We start from the raw sequence: 16,493 nt of genomic DNA, 5'->3' as shown, positions 1-16,493 counted from the left end.
GTCGAGCGCCTCGTCCGGGCGGCCCAGCTCGGCCAGCACGGCGGCCGCCGTGCTCAGCAGCCAGGCCCCAGGTCACCCGGGTGACCTGGGGGTCTGACACGTTTCTGGTGGAGCGGCTCAGCTCCAGACGAGGCCGCGCGAGGGGTCCTCGAGGACCCGCGCGACGTCGGACAGGAACCGGGCGCCCAGCTCGCCGTCGGCCAGCCGGTGGTCGAAGCTGAAGCTCAGCGTGGTCACCCAGCGCGGCTTCACCTTGCCCTTGTGCACCCACGGCTGCTTGCGGATCGCACCGAAGGCGAGGATGCCCGACTCGCCCGGGTTGAGGATCGGCGTACCCGTGTCGATGCCGAAGACACCCAGGTTGGTGATGGTGATGGTGCCGTCGGACATGTCCGTGACCGAGGTGCGCCCGGCCCGCGCGGTCGCCGTCAGCCCCGCGAGCGCCTTGGCGATGCCGAGCAGGTCGAGCGTGTGCGCGTCCTTGATGTTCGGCACCACGAGGCCCCGCGGCGTCGCCGCGGCGATGCCCAGGTTCACGTAGTGCTTGTAGACGATCTCCTGGGCGGCGTCGTCCCACGAGGCGTTGATCTGCGGGTGCCGCTTCACGGCGAGCAGCACCGCCTTGGCCGCCACGAGCAGGGGCGTCACCTTGACGTCCGTGAAGTCGCGGTCCTCCTTGAGCGCGGCCACGAGCTTCATGGTCCTGCTGACGTCGACGGTGTGCAGCACCGTCACGTGCGGCGCGGTGAAGGCGCTGGCCACCATGGCCTCGGCCGTGCGCTTGCGCACGGACCGCACCGGGACGCGCGTCTGACGCCCGTCCGGTGAGACGACGCCCTGGGCGAGCCACGGTTCGTCGTCCGGGTAGCTGGTCAGCTTCTGCACCGAGGAGCGCTCGGCGTGGGCGACCACGTCCTCGCGCGTCACGATGCCGCCGGGACCCGACGCGTGCACGCCCGCCAGGTCCACACCCAGGTCCTTGGCGAGCTTGCGGACGGGCGGCTTGGCGAGCACGCGGGCGCGTGCGGCCGTCGTCGTCCCGGTGTCCGACGGCGGGGCCGCCACCGGGGCGGGTGCCGGAGCCGGCAGGGCCGCCACGGGGGCGGGTGCCGGAGCCGGGGCGGCCACGACTGCGGCCGGAGCCGTCGTCGTGGCGACCGCCGCCTCGTGCCGGCGACGCCGTCCGCTCGCCTTCGCCTCGGCGGTGCCGTAGCCGACGAGCACGGACCCGGAGCTCTCCTCCTGGGCGCCCGGGGCGGCCGGTGCGGGTGCCTCGGAGGAGGTGCCGTTCGACGCGGGGGCGGGCGCGCCACCGCCGTCGGACACGGTGATCTCGATGATCGGGGTGCCGACGTCGACGGTGGTGCCCGACTCCACGAGGAGTGCGGAGACGGTCCCGTTCCAGGGCGACGGCAGGTCGACGAGCGACTTCGCCGTCTCGATCTCGACGATCGTCTGGTTCACCTCGACGGTGTCGCCCACGGCGACCTGCCACTCGACGATCTCGGCCTCGGTGAGCCCCTCGCCGACGTCGGGGAGCGGGAACCTCTGGATGTTCAAGCTCACTCTCGGTTCACTCCTGGGTCAGTGCGCGAAGGCACGGTCGACGGCGTCGAGCACACGGTCCACGCTGGGCAGGTACTCGTGCTCGTGCTTGGCCACGGGATACGGGGTGTGGAAGCCGCCCACGCGGAGCACGGGCGCCTCCAGCGCGTAGAAGCACTCCTCCGTGACCCGGGCCGCGATCTCGGCGCCGGCGCCGAAGAACACGGGGGCCTCGTGGATCACGACGCAGCGGCCGGTCTTGCGCACGCTCGCCACCACGGCCGCGGTGTCGATCGGCGAGATGGCCCGCAGGTCGATCACCTCGGCGGACCGGCCCTCCTCCGCGAGCGCGTCGGCGGTCTTGAGCGCGGTCACGACGGACGGCCCGTAGGCGACGAGCGTGACGTCGGTGCCCTGGCGGACCACCTGAGCGGCGTTGAGCGTGTCGGTGCCGAGCGGGGTGTCGAGGTCGACCGCGCCCTTGCCCCAGTAGCGGCTCTTCGGCTCGAAGAACAGCACGGGGTCCGGGGAGGCGATGGCCTCCTGGATCATCGTGTACGCGTCCTGCGGGGTGCTCGGCGAGACCACGCGCAGTCCGGCGGTGTGCGCGAACAGCGCCTCCGGGCTCTCGCCGTGGTGCTCGACGCCGCCGATGCCGCCGCCGTACGGGATGCGGATGACGACGGGCATCTGCACCGCGCCGCGCGTCCGGTTGTGGATCTTGGACAGCTGCGTGGTGATCTGGTTGAACGCCGGGAAGACGAATCCGTCGAACTGGATCTCGCAGACCGGCCGGTAGCCGCGCATGGCCAGGCCGATGGCGGTGCCGACGATGCCGGACTCCGCCAGCGGGGTGTCCACGACCCGCTGCTCGCCGAACTCGGCCTGCAGCCCGTCGGTCACGCGGAAGACGCCGCCGAGCGGGCCGATGTCCTCGCCCATGAGCATGACCTTGTCGTCGCGCCGCATCGCGGCGCGCAGGCCCTCGTTGATCGCCTTGCCCAGCGACAGCGTCTGGGTGCCCGACGCCGGTTCCGCGGCGCCGCCGGTGGTGTGCGTTCGTTCCGCCATGGTTGTCATCGTGCGCCTCCCTGCGCTGAGTCCGCGATCGCGTACTGGGGGGCCGGCGGGTCACCGGCGTCGTAGGCCTCGTACCAGGCCCGCTCGGCGGCGACGACACCGTGCGGGGTGGCGTAGACGTCGTCGAACGTGCTGGAGACGGCGGGGCCGCCGTCGAGGGCGCGGACGCCGGTGCGCAGCTTTGCGCCCAGCTCGTCCCCCGCGGCCTTGATCTCGGCCTCGAAGTCGTCGTCGAGCCCGCCCTCGGCCCGCAGCAGGGCGCCGAGGCGGTCGATCGGGTCGCGGCGCCGCCACTGCTCCTCCTGCTCGGAGGTGCGGTAGCGGGTCGGGTCGTCCGACGTCGTGTGCGCGCCCATGCGGTAGGTGAACGCCTCGATGAAGCTCGGGCCCTCGCCCAGGCGGGCGCGCTCGAGCGCCTCCTGCGTCGCCGCGTACACGGCGAGCACGTCGTTGCCGTCGACGCGCAGGCTCGGCATGCCGAACGCCTCGCCGCGCTTGTAGAGCGGACCCTTGGTCTGGCGGGTCGTCGGCTCGGAGATCGCCCACTGGTTGTTCTGCAGGAAGAAGACGACCGGGGCGTTGTTCACCGCCGCGTAGACCATGGCCTCGTTGACGTCGCCCTGCGAGGTGGCGCCGTCGCCGAAGTACGTGATCACCGCGGTGCCGTCGTGCTTGTCGAGCGGGGTGTCGTCCCGCTGGACGCCCATCGCGTAGCCGGCGGCGTGCAGCGTGTGCGCGCCGATCACGATGGTGTAGACGGCCGTGTTGTGCTCGGTGGGGTTCCACCCACCGTGGTCCGAACCGCGGAAGAACCGCAGCCGGTCGACAGGGTCAAGCCCACGGACGTGCAGCACACCGTGCTCCCGGTAGGACGGGAAGACGTAGTCCTGCGGCCGCAGGGCGTAGGCACTGCCGACCTGCGCGGCCTCCTGGCCACGAGCGGGCGCGAACAGGGCGAGCTCGCCCTGCCGCTGGAGCGAGGTCGCCTCGTCGTCGAAACGGCGAGTCAGGACCATGTCGCGGTACATGCCACGGAGGTCTTCCGTGGTCAGGGTCGCGGCGCGGTCGCGATAGCCCTTGGTCCCGCGCGTCGTGACGCGGTTCCCTTGGGGATCGAGTAGCTGCAACGTCGGGATCGCCTCGTTGGAGCCGTTGGTGGTAGTCACACTTTCCTCCTTCACCTGCGGACGCGAGCGCCCGCACATGCGGAGACGCCCGGTCCGTTCCGGGGACCTTTCCATCCTGGCACGGGTCCAGCCGGAAATTTGGCCGATCCGCAACCTACGCTCTCGTAGCCTACGCAAGCGTAGGCTACGGCTCCGTAGGTAGGTCTGCCGCGATGTCCCCCAATCTCTCCCGGGACCGTTTGTCGGAACCCACCAAGGGTGCGACCGGGTATCGGCGACCAGGGCCGCGGCGTGCTCCGCGCGGCGTCCGCGTCTCGGCGGGCCCCACGCCGATACTGGTCCGATGCCGCTGCCCGAGCCGTACGACGCCTGGTTTCCCGACGCCGCGATCGACGGCACCTACGGCTACGACCTGGACGCGCTGCTCGCCGTCGAGCCGGTCCCGGCGCCCGCGGGCTTCGCCGAGCTGTGGCACGGGTGGTTCGTGGCCTCGCGCGCCGTTCGTCCCGAGCCGCGGCTGACGTCGCTCGGCCGGCAGGGCGCGCACGACCTCTACGAGCTGGAGCACACGGGCGCGGGCGGGCTGCGGCTGCGGGGCTGGCTCGCCCTCCCGTCCGACGGCGCGGCCCGGGTCGGCGTGGTGCACGGCCACGGGTACGGCGGCCGGGACGCGCCGGACCTCGCCCGCGTGCCCGACGACGCCGCCGTCGTCTTCCCCGTGGCGCGCGGGCTCGGGGCGCTCAACGTCGGTGTGGGCGCCCCGGACAACGCCGCCGAGCACGTGGTGCACGGCATCGGCTCGGTGGAGACCTACGCGCTGGGCCGCTGCGCCGTCGACCTGTGGCACGCGGCCGACGCCCTCGTCGAGATCGCCGGGGACCTGCCGCTCTACTACGTGGGCGCGAGCTTCGGCGGGATCGGGGCGCTGGCCGTGCCCTGGGACCGCCGGTTCGTGGGCGCGACCTTCGTGGTGCCGAGCTTCGGGCAGTACGACGTGCGCCTCGGCCTGGAGTGCACGGGCAGCGGCGAGGCCGTGCGCCGGTACGTCGCCGAGCACCCGGAGGCGCGGGACGTGCTGCGCTACTTCGACACGTCGACGGCGGCCGGGTACCTGCGCATCCCCGTGCGCTGCGAGTGCGCCCTGTGGGACGCGGCCGTGCCGCCGCCCGGGCAGTTCGCCGTGGCGAACGCGGTGACGGCGGTGGCCGCGACCCGGGCCGGCGGACCGGCCTGCCCCACGCTGGAGCTGGAGACCCTGCCGGCGGGGCACGCCGACTACCCCGGCGACCAGGACCTCGACGCCCGGGCGGCCGCGGCGACCCGGGCCCACATCGCGCGCTGCCTGGCGGGCTGACCCGGGCGCCGGCCAGGCCTCCGGGCCTCCGGGCGTCGCACCGGTCAGCCCGCGGCGCTGTGGTGCGCGACGCGGTGCGCCAGCAGGGCGAACACGACGGCGCACCCGGCCTGGACGGCCAGGGCGGTGACCAGGCCGACGGTGAGACCCGACCCGGTCCCGGTGGCGTCCGCCGCGGCGGTACCGCCGGCGGCCCCACCCGCCAGGCCGGCCACGGCGTGGAAGAGGCCGCCCAGCAGCGCCACGCCCAGCCCGATCCCGAGCTGTTGCAGCGTGGTCAGCAGCCCGCCCGCGACGCCGGCCGCCCAGCCGGGGGTACGCGAGAGCACGGTCTGCAGCGCGGGCCCGTACATGAACGCCTGCGCGGCACCGAGCCCGACGAGCAGCGGCTGCAGCGCCAGCGGGGCGGTCCGGCCGTCGTCGAGCCCGATGACCAGCGCGATGGCGAGCAGCGCCGCCGCCTGACCGGTGGCGGCGTAGACCATGATGCGCGGCCCCACCCGGCGCAGGACGCCCGGCAGCAGCAGCGCGGCGGCGAAGAATCCTCCGCCGAAGCCGAGCGTCAGCATCGCGACGTCCCAGCCGTCGGCGCCCCAGGCGGTCTGCGAGTACTCCGAGACCTCGTAGAGGAACGCACCGTAGGAGACGAAGAACAGCAGCGTCATGGTCAGGCCGATCCGCACCACCGGGACCCGCAGCACGCTGGGCGGCGCCACGGGCAGCCCGCCCCGTCGCTCGGTGGCGCGCTGGGCGAGGCCGAAGGCCGTCAGGGTGACCGCGGCGACGGCCAGGAGGCCGAGCGACCAGGCCGGCCACCCCGCCGTCGGGCCGAGGGTCAGCGGTACGACCAGCGCCACGAGCCCGCCCCCGAGCAGCGCCGCGCCCCGCAGGTCGAGTCCGAGCGGCGCCGGCGAGCGGGACTCCGGGACGGCGCGCAGGCCGGGCAGCGCCAGCAGGGCGATCAGACCCGTGATCGCCTGGACCGCACGCCAGGCCAGGTGCTCCGGCAGCGCGACGGTTGTCGCACCCGCCACGACCTGGCCGGCGATCGAGGCGATCGCGCCGGCCGCCGTGAACAGGATGATCCCGCGGGTGCGGAGCCTGTCGGGCGCCGTAGCCTGGATGCTCGTCAGCACCTGGGGCGTGAACAGCCCGGCGGCCAGGCCCAGTGCCGCGCGCAGGGCCACGAGGGAGACCACGTCCTGGGCGAGCCCGGTCAGGACGGCCAGCGCCCCGAAGGCGATCAGCCCGATCCTGAGCAGCCTCCGGCGGCCGTAGCGGTCACCCAGCCGTCCGGAGACGACCAGCCCGGCGGCGAAGGTGGTGGTGTAGGCGGACAGCACGAGCGCCCCACCGGACGGGCCGGCGCCCAGGTCCGCCGCGATCGCGGGGACCAGCAGGTTCACCGCGCCGAACGTGAAGTTCACGGGCAGGAACGCGAGCAGCAGCACGGCGAGGCCGCCGGCGGTCAGCGCCGGCGCCACGGCGGGGAGGGGCCGGGCCGGGACTCCCGGGTGGTCCAGCAGCGCGCCGTGGTCGACCGCCGCGCGGAGGGATGTCGTCATGTCCTCGACCGTGCGCCGTTCGACATCCTGGTACCAGGAGCCTGTTCATACGGGTACTGACACCACCTGGTTGCCCGCGCCCTGCGGGGTGACACTGGTCCGGTGACGAGTACCGCACCGGACCACAAGGCGCTCGGGGCCTTCCTGCGGGAGCGCCGCGGCCGCGTGACCCCGGCCGACGTCGGGCTGCCGCAGGCCGGCCGGCGCCGGACCCCCGGACTGCGCCGCGAGGAGGTGGCGCAGCTCGCCGGGGTGGGCGTCACCTGGTACACGTGGCTCGAACAGGGGCGGGCGCCCAACCCGTCGGACCAGGTGCTCGACGCCGTCGCACGGACGCTGCGCCTGCGCCCCGAGGAGCGGCGGCACCTCATGATCCTGGCCGGCCGGGCAGCCGACACCCGGGCTGTCGCGCCGAACCCGCTCATGGTTGTCCGCCCCGAGCACATCGCGCTCCTGGAGCGGCTGCTGCCTTTTCCCGCCGCCATCCAGACCGCGACGTACGACCTGGTCGCGGCCAACCGCAGCTACCGGTTCCTGTTCGGCGACCTCGACGCGGTCGATCCCGCCGACCGGAACTGCGCCTGGCTCCTGTTCATGAACGACGAGTGGCGCGACAGCCTCGTGGAGCCAGACGTTGTGCTCCGCGACCTCGCGGGCCGGCTGCGCGCCCGGGAGGCCGAGTTCCGGGACCACCCGAGGTGGAGCGGGCTGCTGGGCGGCCTGCGCGAGCACTCGCCCGAGTTCGTGCGGTACTGGGACGAGCACGAGGTGCGCGGCGACCGGCCCGGACAGCTGCGCCGCTACCTGTCCTCCCGGGTGGGCAGGCTCGACACGGTCTTCCAGAGCCTGTGGCTCGACCGCGACCGGGGCGAGCGCATGGTCGTGCTCACCCCCGCCGACGCCGACTCGGCCCGCCGGCTGGAGCGCCTCGACTCCCTGGTGGGCGCCGCGCCCGCCTGGACCGCCCGGGACGGTGTGCTGGCGGACGCGCTGATCGGCTGAGCCGGCTCAGTTCGTCCGGCAGCGTCGTCTGTCAGGGTCGTCTGTCAGGGTCGTCCGTCAGGGTCGTCTGTCAGGGTCGTCCGGCAGCGTCGTCCGTCAGGGTCGTCCGTCAGGGTCGTCTGTCAGGGTCGTCTGTCAGCGCCAGGTCGCCGCGATCTCGAGGAACGCGTCGTTCGCCTCGGTCTCGCCGATGCTCACGCGGAGCCCGTCGCCCGCGAACGGGCGCACCAGGACGCCCGCTTCCTTCGCCTCCGCGGCGCGCTGCACCGTCGCCTCGCCGAGCCCGAACCAGACGAAGTTCGCCTGCGTGTCCGGGAGGTCCCAGCCCTGCTCCCGCAGGGTGCCGGTGACCCGCGTGCGCTCGGTGACCAGCGCGTCGACCCGCTCCATCAGCTCGCTCTGCGCGGCGGGCGCGAGCGAGGCCAGCGCGGCGACCTGGGCCAGGTGCGAGACGCCGAACGGCGTGGACACCGCGCGGATGCCCGCGGCGAGCCGGGGCTCGGCGACGGCGTAGCCCACGCGGAGACCCGCCAGCCCGTAGGCCTTGGACAGGGTGCGCAGCAGCACCACGTTCGAGTGGCGGCGCAGCAGGTCGACGCCGTCGGCCACCTGGGGGTCACGGACGAACTCCAGGTAGGCCTCGTCCACGACGACGAGCACGTCCCGGGGCACGGCCGCGAGGAAGGTCTCGAGCTCGTCGGCGTGCACCGCGGGGCCGGTCGGGTTGTTCGGCGTGCAGACGAGCACCACGCGGGTGGCGGGCGTGACGGCGGCCGCCATCGCGGGCAGGTCGAGCCGGCCGGTGTCCTCCTGCACGGGGACGGTGACCGCCCTGCCGCCTGCCACGGCGACCGCGATCGGGTACGCCTCGAAGGACCGCCACGGGAACACGACCTCGTCCCCGTGCTCGACGACGGCCTGTAGCACGTGCGCGAGCACGGCGACCGAGCCGTTGCCGACCACCACGTTCTCGGGCGCCACACCGGTGTGGGCCGCGAGCGCCTCGACGAGCTCGCCGGCGTACATGTCCGGGTAACGGTTCACCTCGGCCGCGCCGCGCGCGATGGCGTCCAGCACGGACGGCAGCGGCGGATACGGGTTCTCGTTGGACGAGAGCTTCCAGGCCTGGGCGCCGGCGGCGACCCGGGCGCCGGGAACGTAGGCGGGGAGGGCCGACACGGCCGCGCGGAGCGGTACGAATGCTTCTTCCACGGGGGTCAGCATGCCACGATGACCGGATGAAGCTCGTGGCCAGCATCCTCATCACCGCACTCGCGATCGGGCTGTCGGCCCTGATCCTCGGCTCTCACATGGACGTCGTGAGCAACGGGACCACACTCGGCACGACCCTCGCCGTGATCGTGGTCGCCATCGTCTACGGCCTGGTCCACATGATCGTGAAGCCGATCGTCCAGCTCATCTCGCTCCCGCTCTACATCCTGACCCTCGGCCTGGTGTCGGTGCTGATCAACGCGCTGATGCTGTGGATCACCACGCTCATCACGAACCAGACCTGGTTCTCGGACACCCCCAACTGGGGCCTCGAGGTGAACGGCGGCTTCTGGTGGTACGTGCTGGCGGCCATCGTGATCTCGGTGGTGCAGACCATCCTGCTGGCGTTGCTGCCCAAGCGGATCTCGGACTGATCCGTCCCGGGTCACGACCCGGTCCGTTCCGCGCGGTAGAACACGGTGCTCGCGGCCGGCCCGACCAGCCGCGCGCCGATCTGGTCGACCGTCGCCGTCACCCGGGGATCGCCCGACGCGACGGCGAGGTCCAGGGTCCGGACGTGCGTTGAGACAGCATGTGCCTGCGGCAGGCTGCCCGACGCCGCCCGGTCGGCCGCGGCAACCGAGTCCCGCAGCGACCGGACCACGGTGAGGCGGTCGCGCGTGCGGGGGTTCTCCACGGCGGACCGGCCGTCGGTGTGCGAGACCAGCTCCTCCGGGGTCTCCAGGTGCAGCACGGGGACGCCGGGCGGGGTGGTCAGTAGGCCCGTCGGCGCGCCGGCGGTGACGAGCCCGCCCACCCGGTAGCGCTCGGCGAACCCCGCCCGCGACACCAGCGCGGTGGCCGCGATCCCGCCGAGGCTGTGGCCCACGAGGGTGACGGGCTCGTCGGGCCCGACGCCGGAGTCCGCCAGCGCGCCCTCGATCGCGGCCGTGGCGCCGTCGAGCTCGCCCGCGACCAGCTCGAGGTCGGTCCGACCGTCCCAGGGGTGGTCGGCAGGCAGCGCGGACTGGGTGCCCGGTACCAGCACCGTCCACGACACCGCGCCGTCCGCCGCCGTCACGCGCTGGACCGCGATCGTGGCCGTGGGCGCGCCGCCGGGGCCCGGGTGGAGGTCGTCGATCCTGGCCAGCGCCTCCTGCACCGACCGCGCCCCGCTCGTCGACCACGCCGGGACGGCGCCGTGCGCGAAGTCCTGGGGCCCGAGCCGCGTGAGCCGGAGCCCCTCACCGTCGTTGCCGAGCACCGGCACCTCGCGCGCCACGTGCGCGAGCACACCGGCCCCTCCGGCGACGCCCGGACGGTCCCGGACGAGCCCTGGCCTGGTGAGCGCGACGCCGCTGCCCAGACCCGCGAACACCTCGTCCGACCAGGGCGCCACACCACGGGTCGCACCCGCCCCGGCCCACCCCGTGACCGAGGTGGAGAGGCCTCGGGTGACCGCACCGCCGGCGATGCGCACCGCGACCTCCGCCCCGCCCGCGGCGCCGACCCCCACGAGGGCCGCCCAGCCCAGGCTGCCGAACGCCACCCCGGTACCGAACGCGCCCGCCGTGACGAGCGCACCGACCAGGCGGTGCGCGGTCGACTCCGCCTCCTCGTACAGGCCCGCCGCACGCAGCAGCCGCCAGCCCAGGAGGTCGCACCGGTCGGCCCGCTCCGCCAGGGAGCGTGCCGCATCCCGCACCGCCTCGTCCAGGGCCAGTACCGCCGGCGCGGGGGCGCCGGGCGCGCACCCGGTCGCGCCCGGCCAGGCCGCGCCGGCCGCGCCGGGCAACGCCTCGCCCGTCCGCCCGGCCCCGCCCAGGACCGGCCCCGGCACCAGGTCACGGCTCACGCCCAGGCAGCACCGGGCGGCCGCACGCAGGTCGTCCGCGGCACGGGCCAGCAGGGCCGCGGCACGTCGGACGGACGCCGTCTCGACGGCCGACGAACCCCCGCCGCCGTACACCGTGACGGTGTCTCCCGGCAGGAGCGGATCGCCGCCCCGGGGCGGCCGCGGGTCGCCACTCATCGCGCCCACCCGCCGTACGCCAGCCGCACCGCACCGTCCAGCAGCACGCGGTCCCGGGCCAGGGCGCGCGCCGCGTCGGCGACCGCCGCCCGGTACAGCTCGGCCGCACGCGCCCTCCACTCGACGTCACCGGCCGCCCGTACCCCGGCGGCCGCCCCGTCCACGAGGTCAACGGCCCGCGCGAGCGCCAGCAGCACGTCTTCCGCCACCGGCGCCGTGCTCGACGCGCACGACGGGTCGCTGCCGTTCATGGACGGGCTCTGTTCATCGGCGCTCGCACTCCCCTGGGTCGGCCGGTCACGTCTCCCTGTGACGCTAGACCGGCTCCGCAGGGCACGTCGGGTGGAGCGGAGCACCTGTGCACGGACGGGCGGAACTGTCGCCTGTGGTCGGGCTCGCACCCGCGGAACGCCGTCGGGAAGGGCGGTCACGCTGCCTCGCACCGGAGCTGCGCGCCAGCAGCGGACCGGTGCTGTGGACGACGAGGCCGCGGGAAGACGGGCCCGTGGGAGAATGGAGCACGTGCCTGAGACCACCGCCCCTGCTGCCAGCCCTGCCGACTCCGCCGGCTCGGTCACCCGCGTCGCGCTCGCGGAGGTGAGCCCGGCCATCGCGCTCGGCCCGCTGGACGGCCGGTACCGCAAGGCGGTGGCCCCGCTCGTGGACCACCTGAGCGAGGCCGCGCTGAACCGCGAGCGCATCCACGTCGAGGTGGAGTGGCTCATCACGCTGTGCAACGGCGCGCCTGGTGTCGACGCCCCGGTGGTGCCCGGTGCGCCCGCGCTCTCGCAGCAGGAGATCGACTACCTGCGCGCGATCCCCGCGACGTTCGGCGCGGACGAGATCGCCGAGCTGGCCGAGATCGAGCGCGAGACCGTGCACGACGTCAAGGCCGTCGAGTACTTCATCAAGCGGCGGATCGCCGCGGCACCCGAGGCGCTGGGCGAGACGAGCCTGCCCGCGGCCAGCGAGCTGGTGCACTTCGCCTGCACCAGCGAGGACATCAACAACCTGTCCTACGCCCTGATGGTGCGCGGTGCGGTGCGGGAGGTCTGGCTGCCGGCCGCGACCGCCGTCGTCGACCAGCTCGCGGGCATGGCACGCGAGCACGCCGCCGCCCCCCTGCTCAGCCGCACGCACGGCCAGCCCGCCACGCCGTCGACCCTGGGCAAGGAGCTCGCGGTGCTGGCGCACCGCCTGCGGCGTCAGCTCCTGCGCGTCGAGGGCGCCGAGTTCCTGGGCAAGCTGAACGGCGCCACCGGCACCTACGGCGCGCACACGGTCGCTGTCCCCTCGGCCGACTGGCCGGCGGTGTCGAAGGCGTTCGTCGAGGGTCTCGGGCTGGACTGGAACCCGCTGACCACGCAGATCGAGTCGCACGACTGGCAGGCCGAGGTCTACTCCGACGTCGCCCGCTTCAACCGGATCCTGCACAACCTCGCGACGGACGTGTGGACCTACATCTCGCTCGGGTTCTTCACGCAGATCCCGGTGGCGGGCGCCACGGGCTCGTCCACGATGCCGCACAAGGTGAACCCCATCCGGTTCGAGAATGCCGAGGCCAACCTCGAGATCTCGTGCTCGCTCCTGGACACCCTGTCGGCGACGCTCGTCACCAGCCGCCTGCAGCGCGACCTCACCGACTCCACGACGCAGCGGAACATCGGCCCCGCGTTCGGGCACAGCCTGCTCGCGATCGACAACGTGGCGCGCGGCCTGGACCGGCTCGCCGTGAACGAGACCCTGCTGCGCGAGGACCTCGACGCCAACTGGGAGGTGCTGGGCGAGCCCGTCCAGTCCGCGATGCGCGCGGCGTCCGTCGCAGGTGTGCCCGGCATGGAGAACCCGTACGAGCGCCTCAAGGACCTCACGCGCGGCCAGCGGGTGGACGGCGCGCGCATGCGCGAGTTCGTCGCGGGCCTCGGCCTCCCCGACGACGTCGCGGCTCGCCTCGCGGAGCTGACGCCCGCCACGTACACCGGCCTGGCCGAGCAGCTCGTCAAGGACTACCTGGACTGAGGCGGGGTGCAGCGCGGGGAGCAAAGGGTGATTTCTCCGGTCCTGTAACGCTTTCCATACGATGGACCGCATGAGCCGCCCCACCCCGCCGAGCACCGCCTACCTCGACCACCTGGTCGCCGAGACCGCCGGGCGGCGGGCCGTCCTGGCCGGCGCGGCCTCAGCGAGGGCCTCCTCCGGCGGGGCGGCCGGCGAGGGCACGGCCCGGCCCGACGGCGGTGCGCCCGCCCACTTGGTCGCCGCCGTCGAGCGGGCCGCGGACCGGCTCGAACCCGAGCTCGCGGAGATCGTCCGGCGGCTGCACGAGCACCCCGAGCCCGCCTTCGAGGAGCACCGCAGCGCCGCGACGCTGGTGGAGGTGCTCGCCCGGCACGGCGTCGAGGCGGAGCTGGGTGCCCACGGGGTGCCGACGGCGTTCCGGGCCGAGGTCGGCGACCCGGCCGGGCCGACCATCGCCATCTGCGCCGAGTACGACGCGCTGCCCGGCATCGGGCACGCCTGCGGCCACAACGTCATCGCGGCGTCCGGCGTGGGTGCGTTCCTCGCGCTGCACGAGGTCCTGACGTCGGGTGGTCCGGCCGGCTCCGCGTCCGGCGCGGTCCCGGCAGGCCGCGTCGTCCTGCTCGGCACGCCCGCGGAGGAGGGGCACTCCGGCAAGGAGGTCCTGGCCCGCAACGGGGCGCTGGAGGGCATCGACGCCGCGATCATGGTGCACCCGTACGGGCTCGACGTCGCCGACCAGGTCTGGCTCGGCCGCCGCCTGCTGACCTGGACCTTCACGGGGCGGCCGGCGCACGCCTCGGCCCAGCCGTACATGGGCCGCAACGCGCTGGACGCGGCAAGCCTCGCCTACCAGGGCATCGGCCTGCTGCGGCAGCAGATGCCGCCCGTCGATCGCGTCCACGCCACGATCGCCGAGGGCGGCACGCGGCCCAGCATCATCACGGAGCGCGCGGTGGTCCACCTGTACGCGCGGTCCAAGTACCCCGACACCCTGCGCGACCTCTCGCGCCGCCTCGACGACATCGCCCGTGGTGCGGCCCTGATGACCGGCACCGAGGTGGAGATCACCTGGGACGACGGCGCACACCCGAGCCTTCCCGTGCGGACCAACGGCACGCTGACCGAGCGCTGGGTCGCGGCGCAGCGCCGGCGCGGCCGCGACCCGGTGCCCGCGGGCGTGCTCTCGGAGACGCTCGCGGCGTCGACCGACTTCGGCAACGTCTCGTTCCGGATCCCGGGCATCCACCCGCTGGTGCAGGTCTCCGCCCCCGACGTCGCGCTGCACACGGCGGAGTTCGCGGCCGCCGCGGCGACCCCGGCGGCGGTCTCGGCCGCCGTCGACAGCGCCGCCGGGCTCGCGGCGACCGCCCTGGACTACCTGTACGACGCGGGGCTGCGCGCCGCCGTCCACGAGGAGTTCGCCGCGCAGGGCGGCGCGGTGGACGTGGTGCGCTACTTCGACTGACGGCCGCCGGCGGGCGGGCGTGTCGACGCGCCCGGCCGCGACCCGGCATCGGCCATGCATCTGCTGCCAGTTCCGGGGGCCACGTGGCAGCAGATGCATGGTCGCCGTCGTAACGGCCTGCACATCGGGGCGAAATCTCCGCTTCCTAGCGTCAGGAGCGCGCGGTGCCCGACCGCGCGCTCGACCGAAGGAGCGTGGACCCGTGACACCTCGCGGACAGCAAGACGGACGAACGGCAGCTCAGACCCTGGTCGCGGCACTGGGCAGGCGCCGGTTCCTGCAGGCCGCGCTCGGTGTGGGGGCGGGCTCGGCACTGGCGGCCGGGTCGGCGGTGCCGGCGTCGGCCGCGACGTCGTCGGCATCGACGGGCGCGTCCGCCGCGCGGGGCGCGGGCGGGCGCGGCTCCGGGAAGTTCTCCGGGATCCTGCAGCCCGGCCGGGGCCGCATCCGGGGCGACGTCTACCTGAGCTCGGACACCGACGACGTCCTGTGGGGCTACGTCCCGTCGGTGCACGCCGACGTCGTGGCACGCGTGCGCTCGGGACGGACCATCACCATCGACTCCGTCTCCCACGAGGGCATCCTCGAGGACCAGGGCCGGGACCCGGTCGCGTACTTCGCCGAGCACGGTGTGCGACGCCGCGAGGTGCTCGACGACGCCGCCGCGATCGCCGCCGCGATCGCCGCCGGGTACACCCGGACGGCGCGGAACTTCGACGTCGACGGGCCGCACGTCGTGACCGGGCCCGTGTTCGTGGAGGGGGCCGAGCCGGGCGACGTGCTGAAGATCGAGACGCTCGAGGCCACGCCCCGCGTGCCGTACGGCGTGGTCTCGTCGCGCCACGGCAAGGGCTCGCTGGCCGTGACGGCCGCGGGAGCGCCCGCCGGGATCACGCTCGACGAGGTGATGCCGCCCGTCGCGACCGACGGCCGCGGCTCCGGCGTCCCGACCGAGTACGGCAACGTGTCCGTGTTCGCCGAGGTGGACGGTGACCACGCGACCATGGGCTCCGGCCGGGGACGGGTGCGGTTCCCGCTCCGGACCTTCTTCGGGATGATGGGCGTCGCCTACGCCGAGACGACCAGCCTGACCGCGCCCGAGGCCAACTCGATCCCGCCGACGCTGGGCGGCGGCAACATCGACATCAGCCACCTCGGCGCCGGCTCCACCTTCTACCTGCCGGTCAGTGCCGAGGGCGCGCTCTTCTACGTCGGCGACCCGCACATGGCGATGGGCGACGGCGAGGTGGCGCTGACCGCCATGGAGGGTTCGCTGCGCGGGACGTTCCGGCTCACCGTCTGCAAGCCCGGCTCCGGGGACGCGCCATCGGTCGCCTACTCGTACCCCTTTGCCGAGACCGCGGACGCCTGGATCCCGATCGGGCTGTCCGACCCGGACGGTTCGGCGGGTGGCCAGCTCAGCGACCTCGACGTCGCGATGCGCCGGGCCGTCGTCAACGCGCTGGACTTCTTGCAGCGCGACCACGGCCTGGACCGAGCGGTCGCCTACGCCTATCTCTCTGCGGCGGCCGACTTCGCCGTCTCGCAGGTCGTCGACCGGACGGTGGGCGTGCACGGGCTGATCCGGAAGTCCGACCTGGGCTGAGCGTGCCGCGCGCCCGTGCAATGCGCCCGTGCCCGTGCCCGAAAACAGCGGGCGCGGGCGCGGCGGGCGACCCTAGGGTCGAGCCATGACGATGCCGGAGACTGCCCCTGTCGACACCTGGCTCGCGGTCACGCGGGAGGACGGCGAGACCGTCGGTTACCTCGAACCGGTGACCGAGGACTATGCCGACGTGATCCCCCGCAACCGCCTCGGCCACGCCGTGGGTGACGTGTGCGACTACCACGCGGCCGAGGAGCTGGTGCTCGATCGCGGCCTCCGCGAGCTCGCGGAGCACTGGCTGCTCGACGGCGCGGGAGCCGAGCTCGCGATCAGCGAGCTCTCCCCCGCTGGCATCGTGCTGCGGGACGCCTTCCTGGCGAAGGCCCTGGTCCCGCTGGAGGCGGTGCACGTGCCCTGGCCGGACACGGCGGGCCGCCTCCGCCGCGTCAACGACTGAGTGCGGGATATTCGCCCTTTCCAGCC

General features: G+C 74.1%; 14 protein-coding genes. 7 read left to right on the top strand and 7 right to left on the bottom strand.

Annotated elements, in window-relative coordinates:
• Positions 1-117 precede the first annotated feature (117 nt).
• The 3 genes from AB0I29_RS26820 to pdhA are packed head-to-tail and all read right to left on the bottom strand — an operon-like array spanning position 118 to position 3,791.
• Entirely contained in the window at positions 118-1,560 is a 1,443-nt protein-coding gene (locus AB0I29_RS26820; protein ID WP_357487225.1) for a dihydrolipoamide acetyltransferase family protein, read from the bottom strand.
• A 24-nt stretch (positions 1,561-1,584) separates the two neighbouring features.
• Positions 1,585-2,616, bottom strand: a complete 1,032-nt coding sequence (locus tag AB0I29_RS26815) for an alpha-ketoacid dehydrogenase subunit beta (protein ID WP_285106563.1) — start codon at positions 2,614-2,616, stop codon at positions 1,585-1,587.
• A gap of 5 nt (positions 2,617-2,621) precedes the next feature.
• On the bottom strand, positions 2,622-3,791 hold the full coding sequence (gene pdhA / locus AB0I29_RS26810) for a pyruvate dehydrogenase (acetyl-transferring) E1 component subunit alpha (RefSeq protein WP_357487222.1): 1,170 nt from the start codon (positions 3,789-3,791) through the stop codon (positions 2,622-2,624).
• A 304-nt stretch (positions 3,792-4,095) separates the two neighbouring features.
• Here pdhA and AB0I29_RS26805 point away from each other — a divergent pair, with 304 nt between their 5' ends.
• Positions 4,096-5,106, top strand: a complete 1,011-nt coding sequence (locus AB0I29_RS26805) for an acetylxylan esterase (protein WP_285106567.1) — start codon at positions 4,096-4,098, stop codon at positions 5,104-5,106.
• Positions 5,107-5,150: 44 nt separating this feature from the next.
• On the opposite strand, the gene AB0I29_RS26800 is transcribed toward AB0I29_RS26805, so the two are convergent.
• On the bottom strand, positions 5,151-6,671 hold the full coding sequence (locus AB0I29_RS26800) for an MFS transporter (protein ID WP_357487220.1): 1,521 nt from the start codon (positions 6,669-6,671) through the stop codon (positions 5,151-5,153).
• A 102-nt stretch (positions 6,672-6,773) separates the two neighbouring features.
• On the opposite strand from AB0I29_RS26800, the gene AB0I29_RS26795 reads away from it, so the two are divergent.
• Complete coding sequence (locus tag AB0I29_RS26795; RefSeq protein ID WP_357487218.1) at positions 6,774-7,673, top strand: helix-turn-helix transcriptional regulator; 900 nt, start codon at positions 6,774-6,776, stop codon at positions 7,671-7,673.
• Positions 7,674-7,808: 135 nt separating this feature from the next.
• Here the strand turns inward: AB0I29_RS26795 and hisC are convergent, their stop codons facing one another.
• Positions 7,809-8,897: a histidinol-phosphate transaminase gene (hisC, locus tag AB0I29_RS26790; RefSeq protein ID WP_357487217.1), complete on the bottom strand. Its 1,089-nt coding sequence runs from the start codon at positions 8,895-8,897 to the stop codon at positions 7,809-7,811.
• Between the two features lie 14 nt (positions 8,898-8,911).
• On the opposite strand from hisC, the gene AB0I29_RS26785 reads away from it, so the two are divergent.
• The gene (locus AB0I29_RS26785) at positions 8,912-9,319 is read left to right on the top strand and encodes a phage holin family protein (RefSeq protein ID WP_285106591.1); all 408 of its coding nucleotides are present in this window, start codon (positions 8,912-8,914) and stop codon (positions 9,317-9,319) included.
• An 11-nt stretch (positions 9,320-9,330) separates the two neighbouring features.
• Here AB0I29_RS26785 and AB0I29_RS26780 read toward each other — a convergent pair whose 3' ends face one another.
• Together AB0I29_RS26780 and AB0I29_RS26775 are read right to left on the bottom strand one after the other, a co-directional pair.
• Positions 9,331-10,917, bottom strand: coding sequence for a hypothetical protein (locus AB0I29_RS26780; protein WP_357487216.1), 1,587 nt, complete (start codon positions 10,915-10,917; stop codon positions 9,331-9,333).
• The gene (locus AB0I29_RS26775) at positions 10,914-11,168 is read right to left on the bottom strand and encodes a hypothetical protein (protein WP_285100414.1); all 255 of its coding nucleotides are present in this window, start codon (positions 11,166-11,168) and stop codon (positions 10,914-10,916) included. The genes AB0I29_RS26780 and AB0I29_RS26775 overlap by 4 nt, the downstream gene beginning before the upstream one ends.
• A 271-nt stretch (positions 11,169-11,439) precedes the next feature.
• Between AB0I29_RS26775 and purB the strand changes: the two genes are divergently transcribed.
• The 4 genes from purB (at position 11,440) to AB0I29_RS26755 (ending at position 16,467) form a co-directional block, all read left to right on the top strand.
• Positions 11,440-12,936 carry an adenylosuccinate lyase gene (gene purB / locus AB0I29_RS26770; RefSeq protein ID WP_357487211.1) on the top strand — a complete coding sequence of 499 codons (1,497 nt, stop codon included), beginning with the start codon at positions 11,440-11,442 and terminating at the stop codon, positions 12,934-12,936.
• Between the two features lie 61 nt (positions 12,937-12,997).
• Positions 12,998-14,404 carry a M20 family metallopeptidase gene (locus AB0I29_RS26765; RefSeq protein WP_357487207.1) on the top strand — a complete coding sequence of 469 codons (1,407 nt, stop codon included), beginning with the start codon at positions 12,998-13,000 and terminating at the stop codon, positions 14,402-14,404.
• 202 nt (positions 14,405-14,606) lie between these two features.
• Positions 14,607-16,010 carry an acetamidase/formamidase family protein gene (locus AB0I29_RS26760; protein WP_357487204.1) on the top strand — a complete coding sequence of 468 codons (1,404 nt, stop codon included), beginning with the start codon at positions 14,607-14,609 and terminating at the stop codon, positions 16,008-16,010.
• A gap of 85 nt (positions 16,011-16,095) precedes the next feature.
• Positions 16,096-16,467, top strand: a complete 372-nt coding sequence (locus tag AB0I29_RS26755; RefSeq protein WP_285100418.1) for a hypothetical protein — start codon at positions 16,096-16,098, stop codon at positions 16,465-16,467.
• Positions 16,468-16,493: the final 26 nt, after the last annotated feature.

It is taken from the genome of Promicromonospora sp. NPDC050262, from assembly GCF_040655935.1.
Classification (GTDB): Bacteria; Actinomycetota; Actinomycetes; order Actinomycetales; family Cellulomonadaceae; genus Promicromonospora.
The sequence above is the reverse complement of the archived record's forward strand: the minus strand, read 5'-3'. Positions and strand labels throughout refer to the sequence as shown.

Excerpts from the sequence above, each read along its gene's own strand:
- AB0I29_RS26815 (WP_285106563.1), bottom strand. The coding sequence starts at position 2,616 with ATGGCGGAACGAACGCACACCACCGGCGGCGCCGCGGAACCGGCGTCG.
- AB0I29_RS26805 (WP_285106567.1), top strand. The coding sequence starts at position 4,096 with ATGCCGCTGCCCGAGCCGTACGACGCCTGGTTTCCCGACGCCGCGATC.
- AB0I29_RS26800 (WP_357487220.1), bottom strand. The coding sequence starts at position 6,671 with ATGACGACATCCCTCCGCGCGGCGGTCGACCACGGCGCGCTGCTGGAC.
- hisC (WP_357487217.1), bottom strand. The coding sequence starts at position 8,897 with ATGCTGACCCCCGTGGAAGAAGCATTCGTACCGCTCCGCGCGGCCGTG.
- AB0I29_RS26785 (WP_285106591.1), top strand. The coding sequence starts at position 8,912 with ATGAAGCTCGTGGCCAGCATCCTCATCACCGCACTCGCGATCGGGCTG.
- AB0I29_RS26780 (WP_357487216.1), bottom strand. The coding sequence starts at position 10,917 with ATGAGTGGCGACCCGCGGCCGCCCCGGGGCGGCGATCCGCTCCTGCCG.
- AB0I29_RS26775 (WP_285100414.1), bottom strand. The coding sequence starts at position 11,168 with ATGAACGGCAGCGACCCGTCGTGCGCGTCGAGCACGGCGCCGGTGGCG.
- AB0I29_RS26765 (WP_357487207.1), top strand. The coding sequence starts at position 12,998 with ATGGACCGCATGAGCCGCCCCACCCCGCCGAGCACCGCCTACCTCGAC.
- AB0I29_RS26755 (WP_285100418.1), top strand. The coding sequence starts at position 16,096 with ATGACGATGCCGGAGACTGCCCCTGTCGACACCTGGCTCGCGGTCACG.